The organism is Pseudodesulfovibrio mercurii (genome assembly GCF_000189295.2).
Taxonomy (GTDB): domain Bacteria; phylum Desulfobacterota; class Desulfovibrionia; order Desulfovibrionales; family Desulfovibrionaceae; genus Pseudodesulfovibrio; species Pseudodesulfovibrio mercurii.
In genome coordinates, this window is the sequence record NC_016803.1 from 1,330,582 (window position 1) to 1,345,221 (window position 14,640).

Below are 14,640 nucleotides of genomic sequence, written 5' to 3' on the forward strand. Positions count from 1 at the left end.
GGCTTACATCCTCCATTGCTGCACGACGAGCGCGCCTTTCGCAATCAGCTTATCGACAAGGCCCAGGCCCAGGAACTCCGAGCCGAGAAAGGCCAGGAAGATCATGAGCCCCACGGCGACGATAACATAAATCCGCAGGTTGCGCCGGGAGGTCTTGCGCTCCTCCTCGACGTTCTTGAGCTTGGGAATGACCGCGAGCACCGGAATGCCGAACTCGCGCAGGTCATCCACGTTCTTGATGGACGGATCGATGAGATCCATAAGGAAAATCACGCCAAGGCCGAAGGCCACCCCGATGGCCATGCCCGCCAACATGATCAGCGGACGGTTGGGGCTGGACGGAATGGTCGGAATCACGGCCGGATCGAGCACGCGGAAGGAAACCGCCTTGTCCTGGAGCTCCATCTCCTTGGAGACCTCGGACTGGCCATAGCGGGAGACCAGCTTCTCGTAGATGATGACCTCGTTCTTCTCCTTGCGCTTGAGCTCCTGCAACTCGGCCTGGGCTCGGGGAATCTGGTCCAGGAGGGCCTTGTTCGAGGCCATCTCTTCCTCGATGTTCGCCTTCTGGGTGTTCAACGCCCGGATCTGAACCTTCAGATGCTGGTATTCCGGCGAGCTGTAGATCAGCGACAACTCCTCCTCGCTGTTATGGGCGATCTGCCGCTTGGTCTCGGCAATGGCGTTCTCCAGTTGCCGGACCCGGGGATGGTTTTCGGTGTAGCGGGCGAGCATGTCGTCCAGAAGCTGCTCCTGCTGCCTCAGCCGGGACCGCGAGGGCGAGTTGCTGAGCAACATGGTGCGCGAGGACTCCAGGGTGCTTATCCTGATGTCGATGTCCTTGATCTGGTCCTCGCCCTTCTCGATCTCCCGTCGGACCGCATATTCGTTGGTGGTCAGGACCTTGCCCGAGGCCACCTTGTAATCCTCGATCTCCTTCTTGGCCTCATCGATGCGTTTTTTGAAAACCTCGATCTGATCGGCCAGGAAGCGGGTCGCCTCGTAAGACTCCTTGCGCTTGTTGGACACGCTGTCCTCGATGTAGACGCGGGTCAGGGTGTTGACCACGTCGCGCGCGAGGACCGGATCGGTGTCCGCGAAACGGATGTCGAACACCCCGCGTTTCTCGTCGAGCCCGATCTTGATACGGCCGCGCAGGCTCTTGATGGTCGAGTCCAGGGATATCTCGTTCTTGAGATCCACGTCGAGATCCAGGGCGTTGATGACCTTGGACAGCATGTTGCGGCTGAGCATGGTCACCTTGATGGCCTTGATCTTGGTGTCCATGGACGGCGTGACCGCGATGCCCTTGACCAGATCGCTGATGACGTTCTGCTCGATGAAGACGATGCTCTTGGCTTCGTACTTCTTGGGCAGGACATAACTCGTCACGATGGCAATGAACATGGCCAGCAGGACAATGAACACGAACAGTCCCCGATGGTTGCCCACCAACTGGACATAATGCATGACGTCGAATGAGGCTTCCGCCCCCGGCGTTTCCAATTTGTTGTCCGTCATCTGTTCGGCCTAGAAGAAGCTTTCACTGGCGACGATGTAGTCGCCCGCCTGCAACAGGATGTTCTGGCTCTGGTCGCCCTTCTTGATCAGGTCCTTGGTCTTGACGGGAATGGTGATCTTCTTGTCGCCGTCCTTGCGGATGATCAGGACCTCGTCCTCATCGGCGTACTTGCTGAAATTGCCCGCCTGCAACAGGGCGTCCAGGACGGTCAGGCCTTCCTGGAAGAAAATCGCCTTGGGCTGGTTCACCGCGCCGATGACGAAGACGTTGCGGTCGTACTTGACCGGCAGAAAGATCATGTCGCCGGGTTCGAGCTGGATGTCCTTCTCGAATTCGCCCTTGCTGAACAGACCGGAAAAATCGGACATGACCTTCTTGCCCTTGCGGTAGACATAGGACTTGTTCAGGTCCGCCGCATCCAGGGAGCCCACCGAGGCGAGCACCTGCAACAGGGTCGTGCGCTGAGGCATGTCGTACACCTGCGGCTGGACGCCGCCGCCCACCACGAAGACCCGGCTGTTGACGCTTCTGAGCAGGGAGATGCTGACGATGGGGTCCTTGACCAGCGAGGAAAGCTTTTCGCTGACTTCCTTCTTCAACTCGGGCACGGTTTTGCCCGCCGCCACGATATCGTCGATGCCCGGCATGGACATCTTGCCGTCGGGGCGGACAATGACCGCGGTCTTGAGTTCATCCTCGCCCCAGACATGCACGAAGAGGTTGTCCCCCTCGCCCACGACGTAGTCCTTCGCCTGGGCCAGGACGGGCATGCACAACACGATCAGCAGAACCAGCAACAGCTTCTTCACGGCGACTACCTCATTCTTTGCCTGGGGCCTTGCCTAGCGGCCCATCTTCTTCAACATGACCAACACGGTCTTGAACATGATCCTGAAATCGAACCACAGTGAATAATTTTTAATGTAATACAGATCATAACGCAATTTTTCAAAGGCGTCTTCAACAGATGCGCCGTAGGGATAGCAGACCTGGGCCCAGCCGGTGATGCCGGGCTTCACGAAATGACGCTCCGCATAGTACGGCACGATCTTCTTCAACTCCCGCACGAACTCGGGGCGCTCGGGCCGGGGGCCGATCAGGCTCATGCTGCCCATGAGCACGTTGAACAGCTGCGGAATCTCGTCGATGCGGGACTTGCGGAGGAACTGGCCGAACCGGGTGATCCGGTTGTCGTTCTCCCGGGCCCAGACCGCGCCGGACTTCCGTTCGGCGTCCTGGCGCATGGAGCGGAACTTGTAGATGATGAACTCCTTGTCGCCCTTGCCCACGCGAATCTGCTTGAAGAGCACCGGGCCGGGGGAGTCCAGCTTGATGCCGATCATGACCAGGGGCAGGATGGGCGAGACGAGGATGATGCCGATCAGGGACAGGATCACGTCCAGCACGCGCTTGCCGAAGCGGCGGATGCCGATGATCTTGAACCCCTTGGCGAAGATGAACCAGCTCGGGGTGATCTTCTCGAGCATCAGCTTCTGGTTGACCCGCTCGTAGAATTCCGGGGCCTCGAGGACCTCGATGCCGCTCAATTTGCAGTCCAGGATCTCCTGGAGCGGGAAAGCGGCCCTGCGCTCGGTCAGGGAAACCACGATCTTGCTCGCCTTGGCCCGCCGGGCGGCCTCGAGAATCCTGTTGGTGGGATGGTCCACCTGGGCCGCGGGATCGGCGAAATCACCGGACCGGCATTCCACGTAGTCCTTGAACTCGTAACGCCCGCCCGACTGGGCGGCCAGAAGGCGCATGTCCTGGGCCAGCTGGCCGTTGCCCACGATGATCACCCGGTGCACCAACCCCGGAATTTTCCGCCAGTAGGAGGAAAACAGCAGCCACAGGGTATGGTTGAGGCCGAACAGGCACAACAGGACCAGGATCATCTCCTCAAGCCGCTTGAACAGATCGGTCTGCCAGTAGATGAAGAAGGTCATGTTCGAGGCCACGATCAGGCTGATGACCAGCCCCAGGGCCCCGGCATTGCGCGACGGCGCCAGGTAGTGGACGATGATGTGCACGACCAGGAACGAAACCAGGATGACCCCGATCAGTACGGACACGTCCGCTGGACGTCCTTCGAACAGGGCGAGCATCTCGGTCGGTTCGTTGTACAGCATCACCGAGCACAGGAACAGCGCCAGGACCAGAAGCAGGAAGTCCTTGAAGACCCTGACTGATGCGATTGCTACCATGTCTCTTTCCTCCCTCTCGTTCCCGAACTATTCGCTCTTGATGGCGGCCAGCAGTTTCTTGGCCGCATCGGCATTGGCGCAGTTGGGACAATTCGCGACCTTCTCGAGCAAGGGCACGGCTTTATCATTCTTTCCGGACTGCTTGTAGGCATATCCGAGGTGGTATTCGATATCCGGGTTCTCCCCGGCGTTTTCCAGGGCCTTTTCCAGGACCTGCACGGCCTCGTCGTTGCGGCCGTTGACGGCCAGGGCGTAGCCGAAGGTATCCAGGACCGCGGGCTCGCCGGGCCGCTGCATGTAGGCGGTATAGCTCAACCGCAGCGCCTCGAGCCGGGTCTTGGGATCCCTCAGATAGAGCATGGCCAGGTTGTTCAGGGCCGGGACATAACGCTGGGACAGCTGGAGCGCCTTGTTGTAGCTGTCCACCGCCTCCTTGTCCTTGCCCAGCAACGTGTAGATGTTGCCGCGGATGGTCACGGCCATGTAGTTGTTCTCGTCGCGCTTGATGGCCGCGTCGATGTAGCTCAAGGCCTTCTTGGTCTCTCCGGAGGCGAGATAGACGTTGCCCAGCGCCACCAGGATGGACGAGTTGGAATCGCAGAGTTTCTGTCCTTCTTCCAGGGTCGCCAACTGGTTGGCCTTGTCGCCCGCCCCGCCGTAGATATCGGCCAGGGTCAGGTACCCCAACGGCTGGTCGGGGTAGAATTCGATGATCTGCTTGGCCGAACCCACGGCCTTGTCGAAGTCGCCCTTGAGCATATAGGTCCGGGTGCGCAGGCCCAGGGCCGCGCTCCGGCTGTGCTCTTCCAACTCGTCGCAGAGTTGCAGCACGTCTTCGTACCGCTTCATGGACAGCAGGACCTGGGCCCGGAGACGCTCCAACGAGGCGTTGAAGGGCAGCTTGCCGCGTCCGTCATCGAGCACGGCCAGGGCCTGGTCCGGCTTGCCGCCGCGCACCAGGCTGCCGGCATAGCTGAGGTAGGCCTCGGGACTGTTGGTCTTGAGCGCTTCCTGGAAGCTCGCCTCCGCCTCATCCGGGCGATGCAGGAGTTGCAGCACCAGGGCCTTGCCCAGCCAGGCGCGGACGTAGTCGGGCTTGCGCTCGAGCAGGGCCGTGTATTCCGTGAGCGCGCCCTCGGGGTTCTTCTGGGCCAGGTGCAGGGCGGCGAGGGTTATGTACGGATCGGAATTATCCGGATTGCTCTCCTTGGCCTTGGTCAGATATTCCTTGGCCTTGTCGACGTTGTTGTCCGAGAGTTCCACCCGTCCGAGCAGGAAATAGAGCACGGAGTCCGTCTTGCTGCCGTTCAGGCCGCCTTCGAGGGTGGCCCGGGCCATGTCCTTCTCACCGTTCTTGATGTAGAAGGCGGACAGAATGATCATGGGCCGGATGGAATCCGGCGAAGCGGTCACGGCGCGGGCCAGGTCGGTCTCGGCCTGCTTCATGTTGCCCATGGCATAGTTCAGCGCACCCATCTTGAGGTACGTCGCGCTGTCGTCGGGCCGGTTCTTGGTCACGGCCTCGTATTGCTCGATGGCCTCTTCGGTCTCGCCCTTCATGGTCAGGGCGTCGGCCAGGGTCATCCGGGCGGCGACGTTGTCGGCGTCCTTTTCCAGGACCTTGCGGGCCTCGGCCATGGACTCGTCAACCCGGTGCTGCTGCAGGAGGATCATGGAGATCATCTCACGGGCCTTGAGATAGTCGTCGGCGCGGTCCGCGGCCACCCGGAGATGGCTGATGGCCGTTTCCAGATCGCCCACGGCGTAGTAGCTCAGGCCCAGGAAGAAATACGAATCCGCGTCGGGCCGGATGGATATGGCCTTGTGGTAGGCGTTGATGGCCTCCTGGTAGTTCTTCTGCAAATACATGGACAAACCGACGGTCTTGTCGGCGTACGGCATCTTGGGCGCCATGGACCGGAGTTCCTTGGCCAACTGGGCCGCGGTGTCGAACTTTTTCTCCTCCAGCATGGCCTGGGCCTTGATATACTTGGCGTAGGCGTCATGGGGATAGGCGTCGCTGATGGCGGTGAAGGTCTGCCGGTAGGCCTTCTTGTTCTTATCCTCCAGCTCGCGGCCGGCCTTGAAGTACAGGGCTTCGCGGTTGGTCGGGTCCTTGGCCAGGACCTCGGCGATGGCCTTGTCCGCGGCGTCCTTCCGGCCCCGGCTCTTGTAGACCTGGGCCAGGCCGATGCGCGCCTCGGTGTTCTCGGGGGCCAGCTGGAGCGCCTTGCTGAACCATTCCTCGGCCTGCACGTCATTGCCGCCCTCAAGCAGCAGGTGCCCGAAGAGCAGTGCGCCCTCCACGGATTCGGGGTAATCCTTGCAATACGCGGCCGCGTACTCCAGGGCCTTGGGCTTGTTCTGGGAAAGCCGCTCCAGACGGGCCAGGTCGTACCCCAATTCCTTATCATACGGATTTTGCAGCTGGTACTTTTCGAAATTCTTGCGCGCCTGGTCCAGCTTGCCGGTGGCCAGGTACGACTTGGCCAGACCGAGCCGGGCCTTCAGTTCATTGGGGTGCTCATCGAGGATCGTCTTGTAGATGACGATGGCGCCGGAATAGTTGCCGTCGTTCCGGTACTGCTCGCCCTCTTCCAGCATATTGGCGACGTCGTTCTTCCCGCATGCGGCAAGAAGGACAATGATCATGGTCAGGTAGACAAAATTCTTCAGTTTCACGGCATCCTCCAAATATGATGCTCCGATTCCTCAGGCGGAGCCCACCATATAGCCAGAATCATGCCAGGAGGACTGTTCACAAAAAAATACATTAAAAACGAATGTTTAAGCTAGATATATTCCTTATATTAAACGAAACGGACCCCCCTGAAGTCCGGTTTATCCGGACTTTCCGTTTTCCCCGAAAAATGATCCCGGAAGGCAATCAGCTTTCTAAAAAAAGACGAGAAAAATTCTAAAAAAAAGTCCCGATAGTTTTCCACAGATCATGACGTTTATTTCTGTATCGAACGGTCATTTCCAGCGAATTGATATCGATGTCGATACATAAACCATTTTACCATTGATTTTATCAATGCACGCACCCTCAACCTGAACTTATGGCATTATTCATATATATATCGAATAGATATATTATGAATAAGCGAGTTGTCCGCTTTTCCCGGATCAAAACGAGGGTCATTTCCGGACACAATGCATCGGGCAGGACTTGAGCGTGTCCGATCTCACCTCGATTTGCGTTTTTTTGCACAAAAGTCGTGGACGATGAGCCTGTGGGGGCCATATCTTTCCGGTTGGCACCCCGGCGCGAAATTTGCTATTTGATATAGCCATCAACGAGAACAATCGGACCACAATGATCGCCACCATCGCCTGCCAGAATCTTTTCCACGACAAGCTCCGTCTGGTCGTGACCCTGACCGGAATCGTCTTTTCCGTGGTCCTGATCACCATCCAGGTGGGCCTCTTCCTCGGGTTCACCACGACCATCTCGTCGGTCATCGACCACTCCGGGGCCGACGTCTGGGTGACCTCGCCGGGCGTCAAGAACTTCGACATCGCCCTGCCCCTCAAGGAGAGCAAGTATTACGATACGCTGTCCGCGCCGGGCGTGGCCCGGGCCGCCAAGTTCATCACCCAGTTCGCCAATTGGAAAAAGCCGGACGGCGGCCAGGAGTCGATCCAGATCATCGGCTTCGAACCGGCCAAGGGCATGGGCGGCCCCTGGGGCATGGTGGCCGGGTCCACCGACCTCCTGGACCTGCGCGACGGCATCATCCCGGACCAGCTCTACGTGGACAAGCTCGGCGTCCCCAGGCAGGGGGTGGTCGTGGAGATCAACGACAAGCGGGCCCGCGTGGTCGGGTTCACCCAGGGCATCCGGTCCTTCACCACCTCGCCCTTCGTGTTCGCCAATCTGGACACGGCCTGGAAGGTTTCGAGCCTGAAACCCGGCGAATTCACATACATTCTGGTGAAAGCGGACAAGGGCGTCTCCCCCGAGGCCCTGCGCGACTCCATCCGCCGACACGTGCAGGGCGTGGACGTCTACACCACCGGGGAGTTCAGCTGGAAGACCCAGCGGTACTGGATGTTCAACACCGGCGCTGGCACGGGCATCCTCATCGCCGCCTTCCTCGGCCTCGTTGTTGGCACGGTCATCGTGGCCCAGACCCTGTACGCCACCACCCTGGACCACATCGCGGAGTTCGCCACCCTCAAGGCCATGGGCGCGCCCAATTCCTACATATACGGCATCCTGCTCACCCAGGCGTCCCTGAGCGCCGTGCTCGGCTACGGGTTCGGCATCACCATCTCGATCATGGTCTCCCGGCTCAGCGATTTCACGGCAACGGCCATCGTCATCCCCCCCCTGCTGGGCGGGGGCATGTTCTTTCTTACCCTGTTCATGTGCGTCAGCTCTGCGGTGATCTCCATCCGCAAGGTCATGGCGCTCGACCCGATCCTGGTCTTCAAGGGGAGGTAGGATGACGACGAAGACGGCCATCGAACTCCGGAGCATATCCAAGGCCTACGGCCCGGCGGGCAACCAGGAGTATGCCCTGCGCGACGCCACCCTGGACGTGGTCCGGGGAGAGGTGCTCATGCTCATGGGCCCGTCGGGCAGCGGCAAGACCACCCTCCTGTCCATCATGGGCTGCATCCTCAAGCCCACCTCGGGCTCCATCACCGTGGCGGGACACGACGTGTCCGGCCTGTCCGAGCGGGCCCTGGGGAGGATCCGGCTCGACAACCTCGGCTACATCTTTCAGGAATACAACCTGTTCCCGACCCTCAACGTCCTCGAAAATGTCATGGTCGCCCTGGACCTGCGGGGCTACACCCGCCGCCGGGCCAGGGAGACGGCCATGAAGACCCTGGCCGACGTGGGCCTGGACGACAAGGCCCAGGTCAAGCCCGGGACCATGAGCGGCGGGCAGAAACAGCGCCTGGCCATCGCCCGCGCCCTGGCCGGGTCGCCGCAGGTCATCCTGGCCGACGAACCCACGGCCGCCCTGGACTCGGTCAACGGCCAGCAGGTCATGGAGCTGATGCACTCCCTGGCCAAGCGGGGCGACCGCGCCGTGGTCGTGGTCACCCATGACCCCAGGACCGTGGATTTCGCCGACCGCATCGTGACCATCGAGGACGGCCTGCTCCACCCACAGCCCCAGGACGGGGCAAAGGCTCCCGAGAGGAAACCATGAGAATAGTACTCTTGCTCCTGGCGATCACCATCGGCGCCGCGGTCTACGTGGTCCATGAATCGCCGCAGTGGCTTTCCGCCTCCCTGCCCGACGTCGGCAGCTCCACCGAAGACATGGCCGCGACCCCGCCGATCAGTAACCGCTCCCCGTGGGTGGCGGCCTACGGCCGAGTCGAACCGGCCACCGAGGAACGTGACCTGGCCTTCGAAATCAGCGGGGTGATCGAATCCGTGGTGGTCGAGGAGGACGAGCACATCACCAGGGGCCAGCCCCTGGCCTATCTCCGCGACGACCAGTACGTGGCCCATCTGGCCACGGCCAAGGCCAACGCCCAGGCCAAGAAGGCGTACTACGACAAGCTGGTGGCCGGGGCGCGCAAGGAGGAGAAGAGCGAGGCCCAGTCCGTGGTCCAGCGGACCAAGTCCGTGATGATCAACGCGAGAAACGAAATGAACCGGCGCATGGAACTCCTCGACAAGAAACTCATCGCCAAGGAGGAGGTGGACCGGGCGACCAAGGACTTTCTCGTGGCCGAAAAGCAGTACGAGGAGGCCGTCCAGCGCATGCTCATCACTGAAAACCAGTCGCGCAAGGAAGACATCCTCATGGCCTGGGCCGAGTACCAGGCCGCGGTGCAGGGCGCCATGGAGGCCGAGGCCCAGCTGGACCAGACAGTGCTCCGTTCACCCATCGACGGCATCGTCCTGCGGCGCCACCGGTTGCCGGGCGAACATGTGTCGGTCTTCGTGGAGACCCCGGTCATGACCGTGGCCGACGTCAGCAAGTTCAACGTCCGGGCCGAACTGGACAAGAAGTTCGTGACCCTGGTGCACGCGGGCCAGGACGCCTACTTCACCAGCGAAGCCTTCGGCGACGAGCGGATCAGGGGCAAGGTGCTGCGCAAGGCGGGCACCATGCAGCTGACCGAGATTCCGCCCCGGACGCCCGGCGAAAAAGTGGACAAGACCGTGCTCGAGGTGATCATCGCGCTGGAGCCCAGGGAAGGCATGGTCACCGGTTTGACCGGCGACGTCTTCATCCAGACGGAAAAGACCGTTGGCTCCGAATTCAACTCCATCGTCAACGACAAGCCCTGAGGTGCCCATGACTCCCCTGCTTGCCCGCATCCTGCCGTTCTGTCTGTACATGGCCTTTGTCGCCGTCCCGGAGATCGGGACACGGTCCGGGCTGTTCGAGGTTTCCGCCCACACGGCGGCCGCCCTCTACCCGGTCAAGATCGGATTGGTCGGCCTGGCCCTGGTGCTGCTGTGGAAGCGCTACGACGAGTTGTCCTGGGCGGACCTTGGTCGCATGAAGGACACGACCCTGAGCCTCGTGTTCGGCGCGGTGTTGTTCGTCCTTTGGATCAACCTCGACATGCCCTTTGCCGTGACCGGCGACCCCCAGGGCTTCGATCCGAGCGGGTTCGGCGGCCTGCGGCTGCCCATGATCGCGGTCCGTCTCTTCGGCGCGGCGATCATCGTGCCCATCATGGAGGAGCTGTTCTGGCGCTCCTTCCTGGCCCGCTACCTGGTGGACAAGAACTTCACGGCGGTGCGCCACGGCACCTTCACGGTCTTCACCTTCACGGCCACGGCCATCCTGTTCGGCCTTGAGCACAACCTGTGGCTGGCGGGCATCCTGGCCGGTGTGGCGTATAACTATATATACATGCGCACCGGCAGCGTCGTGCAGTGCATCCTGTCCCACGGGGTCACCAATCTCCTCCTCGGCGTCTACGTCATCGCCACGGGCCACTGGCTTTTCTGGTAACTGTTAAGAGTACCGAATATTACGTCGGATTACCTTACAGTCTATGCGCCGCCCATTTTTTCGGGGAAAAAAAATACAATGAAATCGGGCACAAATTCTTTGGCACACCACTTGCTACCATGGAGGAAAACGCACACCTTTATGGAGGCAACGACAATGAAGAGACTTTCCGCGATCATTATGACTATGGCCCTGACGCTCCTGCTCAGCAGCGTCGCCTACGCAAACTTCCTGGGCATGGACAGCAGCGACTCCACCTACAAGTGGACGATCAGCGACATGTACCAGCAGATCGTCGATGCCGACGGCAACAACGTGGACATCGACACCAGCAGCCTGAACAGCGTGCTGACCTCCATCGCCGACCTGCTCGCCAGCGGGACCGAGTTGTACCTCTGGGGGTACATCAATGTGACCACCGTCACGGACACCGGCGATGTTCCCCCCACCAACGCCTGGTCTGAAAACGACATTCCCGACACCGTCACCGGCGTGTTCTGGGGCATCCAGATCGTGGGTGTTGACACCCCGGACGATCCTACCGCTGCCTCGATCTTGTACTTCTCCGGTGGCCAAGGCGCCTTCTACGCCGGCACCTCCGATGGCGACAGCCTGCCCAGCCTGGATGTTTCCGACTACACGACCGATGGTATCCTCGACGTGGCCGCCCTTCTGGCCGCCGAGTCTTCCTGGAGCGACACCGGCCGCTTCGCTGAACTCTTCGCCACCTTCGACTGGACCGACGGTGTCCTGCCCAGCAACACTCTGATCACCCAGGTCGCTCAGCTGACCGACCGTGACGAGACCACCGGCGACGTCGACAACGGCACCATCGCTCAGGGCAAGTTCAACCTCGACGTGACCTCCGACAACAACTTCAGCGAGCTGATCGACTCCAACGCCTACGCCGGTGAGTCCGATGTCGAAGGCCAGGTTGCCATCCAGCTGTACGGCCAGGGCGGTTGGGACTTCTCCGGTGAGTCCGCTCACCTGAACATGACCACCGTTCCCGAGCCCAGCACCTTCCTGCTGATCGGCCTGGGCATGGTCGGCTGCTTCGCCTACGCTCGTCGCCGCCGCAACAACGCCTAACCGAACGGTTGCCTTCAATTAACCGATACGCGGGGCCAACAATGTTGGCCCCGCTTTTTGCTATTCGGAGCCCCCATGAGCATCCCCCCGCGCAAGCTTGAAGAAGAAGTGATGATGGGCCGAGAGGAGGCCGCCGCCTACGACGGCCTGACCCGCAAATTCCTCGACATCCTGCATGCCGGCTTCGTGGAGTCGGTGGTCAATCTCGCCCCGGCCCAGGGGCGTTTTCTCGATGTGGGCACGGGCACCGGCTGGATCGCCATCGGCGTGGCCCGACACTCGGGGGCACAGGTCACGGGCATCGACCTGTCGGACGACATGCTGGCCATCGCCCGCATGAACGCCGATAACGAGGGCGTGCGCAACGTGGAGTTCGTCAAGGGCAACGCCTCCCGTATCCCCTTTGACGACAACACCTTCGATGCGGTCTTCTGCCACAACATGCTCCACCACATTCCCGAGCCCGAGGGGCTGGTCCGGGAGATGCTGCGGGTGGCCAAACCCGAGGGGGCCGTGGTCATCCGGGACCTGAAGCGGCTGTCGAAATTCATGACAGCGCTACACGTCAACCTGTTCGGACTGACCTACAACGAGCTGATGAAGAAGGAGTATCGGGATTCGATCATGGCCAGCCTGACCGAGGAGGAGATGCGGGACCTGGCCGACAGGGTGGGGCTGGGCCGCGAGACCTTCTCACGCGCCTTCGTCACCCACATGACCCTGGCCCGCCCGGCCGCGAACCGCAGGCCAGACCGGATCACGGTGCCCGTGGCCCCGCACAAGAGCCTGGCCAAGAATTTCTACGTCTGCAAGGGCTAGGCGTCGCCGCCCGGGAATGCGGTGAGCGGCTTCCGGTAGGTGCCGTACTTGATGCCCGGCCCGAAGCCCACCCGGAAGAAGAGCACCGGCCTGGACGCCAGGAATCCGGGGAAACATTCCTCGGCCAGAGACCAGGACCTGCCCAGCAGCTTGCCGTGGGCGGGCGAAAAGGACGTCTCCCCCTCCAACAGCCAGCGCAGCCGGAACAATGCCGGTGCGGCCGCAGGCTGGAACCGGATGCCGTAATGGGTGAAGGTCAGCCAGGCGCGCTCCAGCGCCCTGCCCGCCAGGAAGAGCGATTCCGTGTCCAGGGCCTGCGTGCTGATCAGTCCCACGCCTCCAGAACGAAGGATGCCCTTGCCCGAATGCGCGGCCACGCCACGTGAGGCGCCCAGGGTATTGAGGGCCTTCATGACCGACCAGGACCGGGTGGCCTTGAGGAACAGGTTGCCAGCGCGGCCCGCCTCAAGATTGCCGAGCGGGAACCCGTCCCGTGTCTCCTCGGCGTCCTTTTGCGTGAACCGGATCATGGCGTTCAAATGCTCGTGGAGCCCGCGATGCTCCGTGCGGATGCGGTCCGCCAGGCACACGGATTCGGCGAACTTCTTCAATTGATCCTGGGCTGATATCCACTGCAGTGTGGTGCCGGGAAACCGCTCCACAGCCTCGCGGATGTGTTCCCAAACGCCGTCCGAGACCGGCTTCCGGCTGTAGAACTTGCGGTTGGTGCAACGCAGCCAGACGGCGTCGTGCAGAACCGGTTCGTGGACGTCCTCCCCCTGTTTCAGGGTGAGAGCGGCCAAACGGATTTCCCCCGCCCCCTCTTCGGGACGCAGTTCCACCTCGGGCTTGAGGCCGCAGGCCTGGGCGGCCAGGGTCATGTTCTCCATGGCCGCACCGCAGGCCACGATGGATGCGGCCTGCCGAACGTTGAAAAAGCTCTCGTCAGTGCCCTTGTCCAGGGACAGGACGATGCGTTCGCCCTTGCCCGAGAACCGCCACGGCTGGCAGTTGTCGCCCGACGGGGCCTGGACGCCCGCGCTGATGACGTAGTCGCGCACTGCGGCCAGACCGTCGGCGGCCAGATCCGGCTGCTCGGGCCTGACCGGACCGATGACCTTGTTCCTATCCAGCATGTAATTCTTGGCGATCCACAACTTCAACCGTTGGACCGGATGCCGGTTGCCCATACGCAGCCGTCCCTTGACCAGCTTGCGGACATAGGGGTCGAATTGCAGGAAATAGGGAACCGGCTTCACGCCCTTGCGGCCGAGCAGCAGACGCAGGGCCTCGGTCACGGCCAGGGACGCGCACAACTGGCAGGCGCAGCCCAGGGACGGCCCGCGCTTGGCCCGAAGATCCACGAAGTCCATGTTGACGTACCCGAAATGGGTGGGACGCGGGGCCAGGCCCATGGCGAACTTGAGGATGCGCTCGATGTACGTGTCCTCTTCGCGGATGTCGAAATATTCGTCGAACCCCATGCCGTCGGGCGTGAACACCAGCAGGGCCGAACTGAAACCCATGGGCCCGGCGGTGATCACCGGGATGCCCTTTTCCAGGGCCTTCTTGAAGACCATCCGGCGCACTTCGAAGACGAAGAAGTCCAACCCGTCCAGGACCAGGTCCGCCCCGTCCAGGAAGGCGTCCACGTTTTCCTCGGTCACCCCGTCCTCGAAGAGCGTGAGCGACAGGTGCGGATTGACCTCCAGGGCGTTCTCCGCCATGACGCGGAGTTTCTCCCGGCCGAAGGCCGAGACCGTGGCTCCGTACTGGCGGTTGCCGTTGACCGGATCAAAACGGTCGAAGTCGGCCAGCCGGAAGCCGCCCACGCCGCTGCGGGCCAGGGCGATCAGGTGTCCGCCCCCCACGCCGCCCAGACCGGCCACGGCCACCACGGCGTGCTGCAGCCGATTCTGCTCATTGGCGTCGAGCAGACCGAGATTTCGGCAAAAGGCCGCTTCCTGATACGTATTGTGGGAGGCGACGTGGAACACGTCGAGTTTCTGCCGGGTTTCCGGAGTATTCAAGACAACGTCCTTTTCGAGCGGACAAGGTTAAT

The 14,640-nt window shown here is 61.5% G+C and carries 11 protein-coding genes; 6 read left to right on the forward strand and 5 right to left on the reverse strand.

All coding sequences use genetic code 11. The features are described from left to right. Window positions 1-3: 3 nt before the first annotated feature. Genes DND132_RS06145 through prsT form a run of 4 tightly spaced genes read right to left on the reverse strand, consistent with a single transcriptional unit; the run spans window position 4 to window position 6,405 of the window. Complete coding sequence (locus tag DND132_RS06145; RefSeq protein WP_238528352.1) at window positions 4-1,470, reverse strand: XrtA system polysaccharide chain length determinant; 1,467 nt, start codon at window positions 1,468-1,470, stop codon at window positions 4-6. A gap of 60 nt (window positions 1,471-1,530) precedes the next feature. Continuing rightward, on the reverse strand, window positions 1,531-2,331 hold the full coding sequence (locus DND132_RS06150; RefSeq protein ID WP_014321846.1) for a polysaccharide biosynthesis/export family protein: 801 nt from the start codon (window positions 2,329-2,331) through the stop codon (window positions 1,531-1,533). A gap of 33 nt (window positions 2,332-2,364) precedes the next feature. Further along, entirely contained in the window at window positions 2,365-3,723 is a 1,359-nt protein-coding gene (locus tag DND132_RS06155; protein WP_014321847.1) for a TIGR03013 family XrtA/PEP-CTERM system glycosyltransferase, read from the reverse strand. A gap of 27 nt (window positions 3,724-3,750) precedes the next feature. Next, a complete protein-coding gene (prsT, locus tag DND132_RS06160) occupies window positions 3,751-6,405 on the reverse strand; it encodes an XrtA/PEP-CTERM system TPR-repeat protein PrsT (RefSeq protein WP_014321848.1) in 2,655 nt (884 codons plus the stop codon). 637 nt (window positions 6,406-7,042) lie between these two features. On the opposite strand from prsT, the gene DND132_RS06165 reads away from it, so the two are divergent. The 6 genes from DND132_RS06165 (at window position 7,043) to DND132_RS06190 (ending at window position 12,578) form a co-directional block, all read left to right on the forward strand. Next, a complete protein-coding gene (locus tag DND132_RS06165; RefSeq protein ID WP_014321849.1) occupies window positions 7,043-8,173 on the forward strand; it encodes an ABC transporter permease in 1,131 nt (376 codons plus the stop codon). A gap of 1 nt (window position 8,174) precedes the next feature. After that, window positions 8,175-8,894 (forward strand): ABC transporter ATP-binding protein, encoded by a 720-nt coding sequence (locus tag DND132_RS06170; RefSeq protein WP_014321850.1) that lies wholly within the window; start codon window positions 8,175-8,177, stop codon window positions 8,892-8,894. After that, complete coding sequence (locus DND132_RS06175) at window positions 8,891-9,991, forward strand: HlyD family secretion protein (RefSeq protein ID WP_014321851.1); 1,101 nt, start codon at window positions 8,891-8,893, stop codon at window positions 9,989-9,991. The genes DND132_RS06170 and DND132_RS06175 overlap by 4 nt, the downstream gene beginning before the upstream one ends. Window positions 9,992-9,998: 7 nt before the next feature. Next, window positions 9,999-10,667, forward strand: a complete 669-nt coding sequence (locus tag DND132_RS06180) for a CAAX prenyl protease-related protein (protein ID WP_014321852.1) — start codon at window positions 9,999-10,001, stop codon at window positions 10,665-10,667. Window positions 10,668-10,823: 156 nt separating this feature from the next. Continuing rightward, window positions 10,824-11,759, forward strand: coding sequence for a PEP-CTERM sorting domain-containing protein (locus DND132_RS06185; RefSeq protein ID WP_014321853.1), 936 nt, complete (start codon window positions 10,824-10,826; stop codon window positions 11,757-11,759). Window positions 11,760-11,834: 75 nt separating this feature from the next. Then, window positions 11,835-12,578 carry a class I SAM-dependent methyltransferase gene (locus DND132_RS06190; protein ID WP_014321854.1) on the forward strand — a complete coding sequence of 248 codons (744 nt, stop codon included), beginning with the start codon at window positions 11,835-11,837 and terminating at the stop codon, window positions 12,576-12,578. Here the strand turns inward: DND132_RS06190 and DND132_RS06195 are convergent. Then, window positions 12,575-14,608 carry a ThiF family adenylyltransferase gene (locus DND132_RS06195; RefSeq protein WP_014321855.1) on the reverse strand — a complete coding sequence of 678 codons (2,034 nt, stop codon included), beginning with the start codon at window positions 14,606-14,608 and terminating at the stop codon, window positions 12,575-12,577. The genes DND132_RS06190 and DND132_RS06195 overlap by 4 nt on opposite strands. Between the last annotated feature and the right edge of the window lie 32 nt (window positions 14,609-14,640).

Coding starts and splice junctions, on each gene's coding strand:
- DND132_RS06145 (WP_238528352.1), bottom strand. CDS start 1,470: ATGCATTATGTCCAGTTGGTGGGCAACCATCGGGGACTGTTCGTGTTC.
- DND132_RS06155 (WP_014321847.1), bottom strand. CDS start 3,723: ATGGTAGCAATCGCATCAGTCAGGGTCTTCAAGGACTTCCTGCTTCTG.
- DND132_RS06165 (WP_014321849.1), top strand. CDS start 7,043: ATGATCGCCACCATCGCCTGCCAGAATCTTTTCCACGACAAGCTCCGT.
- DND132_RS06170 (WP_014321850.1), top strand. CDS start 8,175: ATGACGACGAAGACGGCCATCGAACTCCGGAGCATATCCAAGGCCTAC.
- DND132_RS06175 (WP_014321851.1), top strand. CDS start 8,891: ATGAGAATAGTACTCTTGCTCCTGGCGATCACCATCGGCGCCGCGGTC.
- DND132_RS06180 (WP_014321852.1), top strand. CDS start 9,999: ATGACTCCCCTGCTTGCCCGCATCCTGCCGTTCTGTCTGTACATGGCC.
- DND132_RS06185 (WP_014321853.1), top strand. CDS start 10,824: ATGAAGAGACTTTCCGCGATCATTATGACTATGGCCCTGACGCTCCTG.
- DND132_RS06190 (WP_014321854.1), top strand. CDS start 11,835: ATGAGCATCCCCCCGCGCAAGCTTGAAGAAGAAGTGATGATGGGCCGA.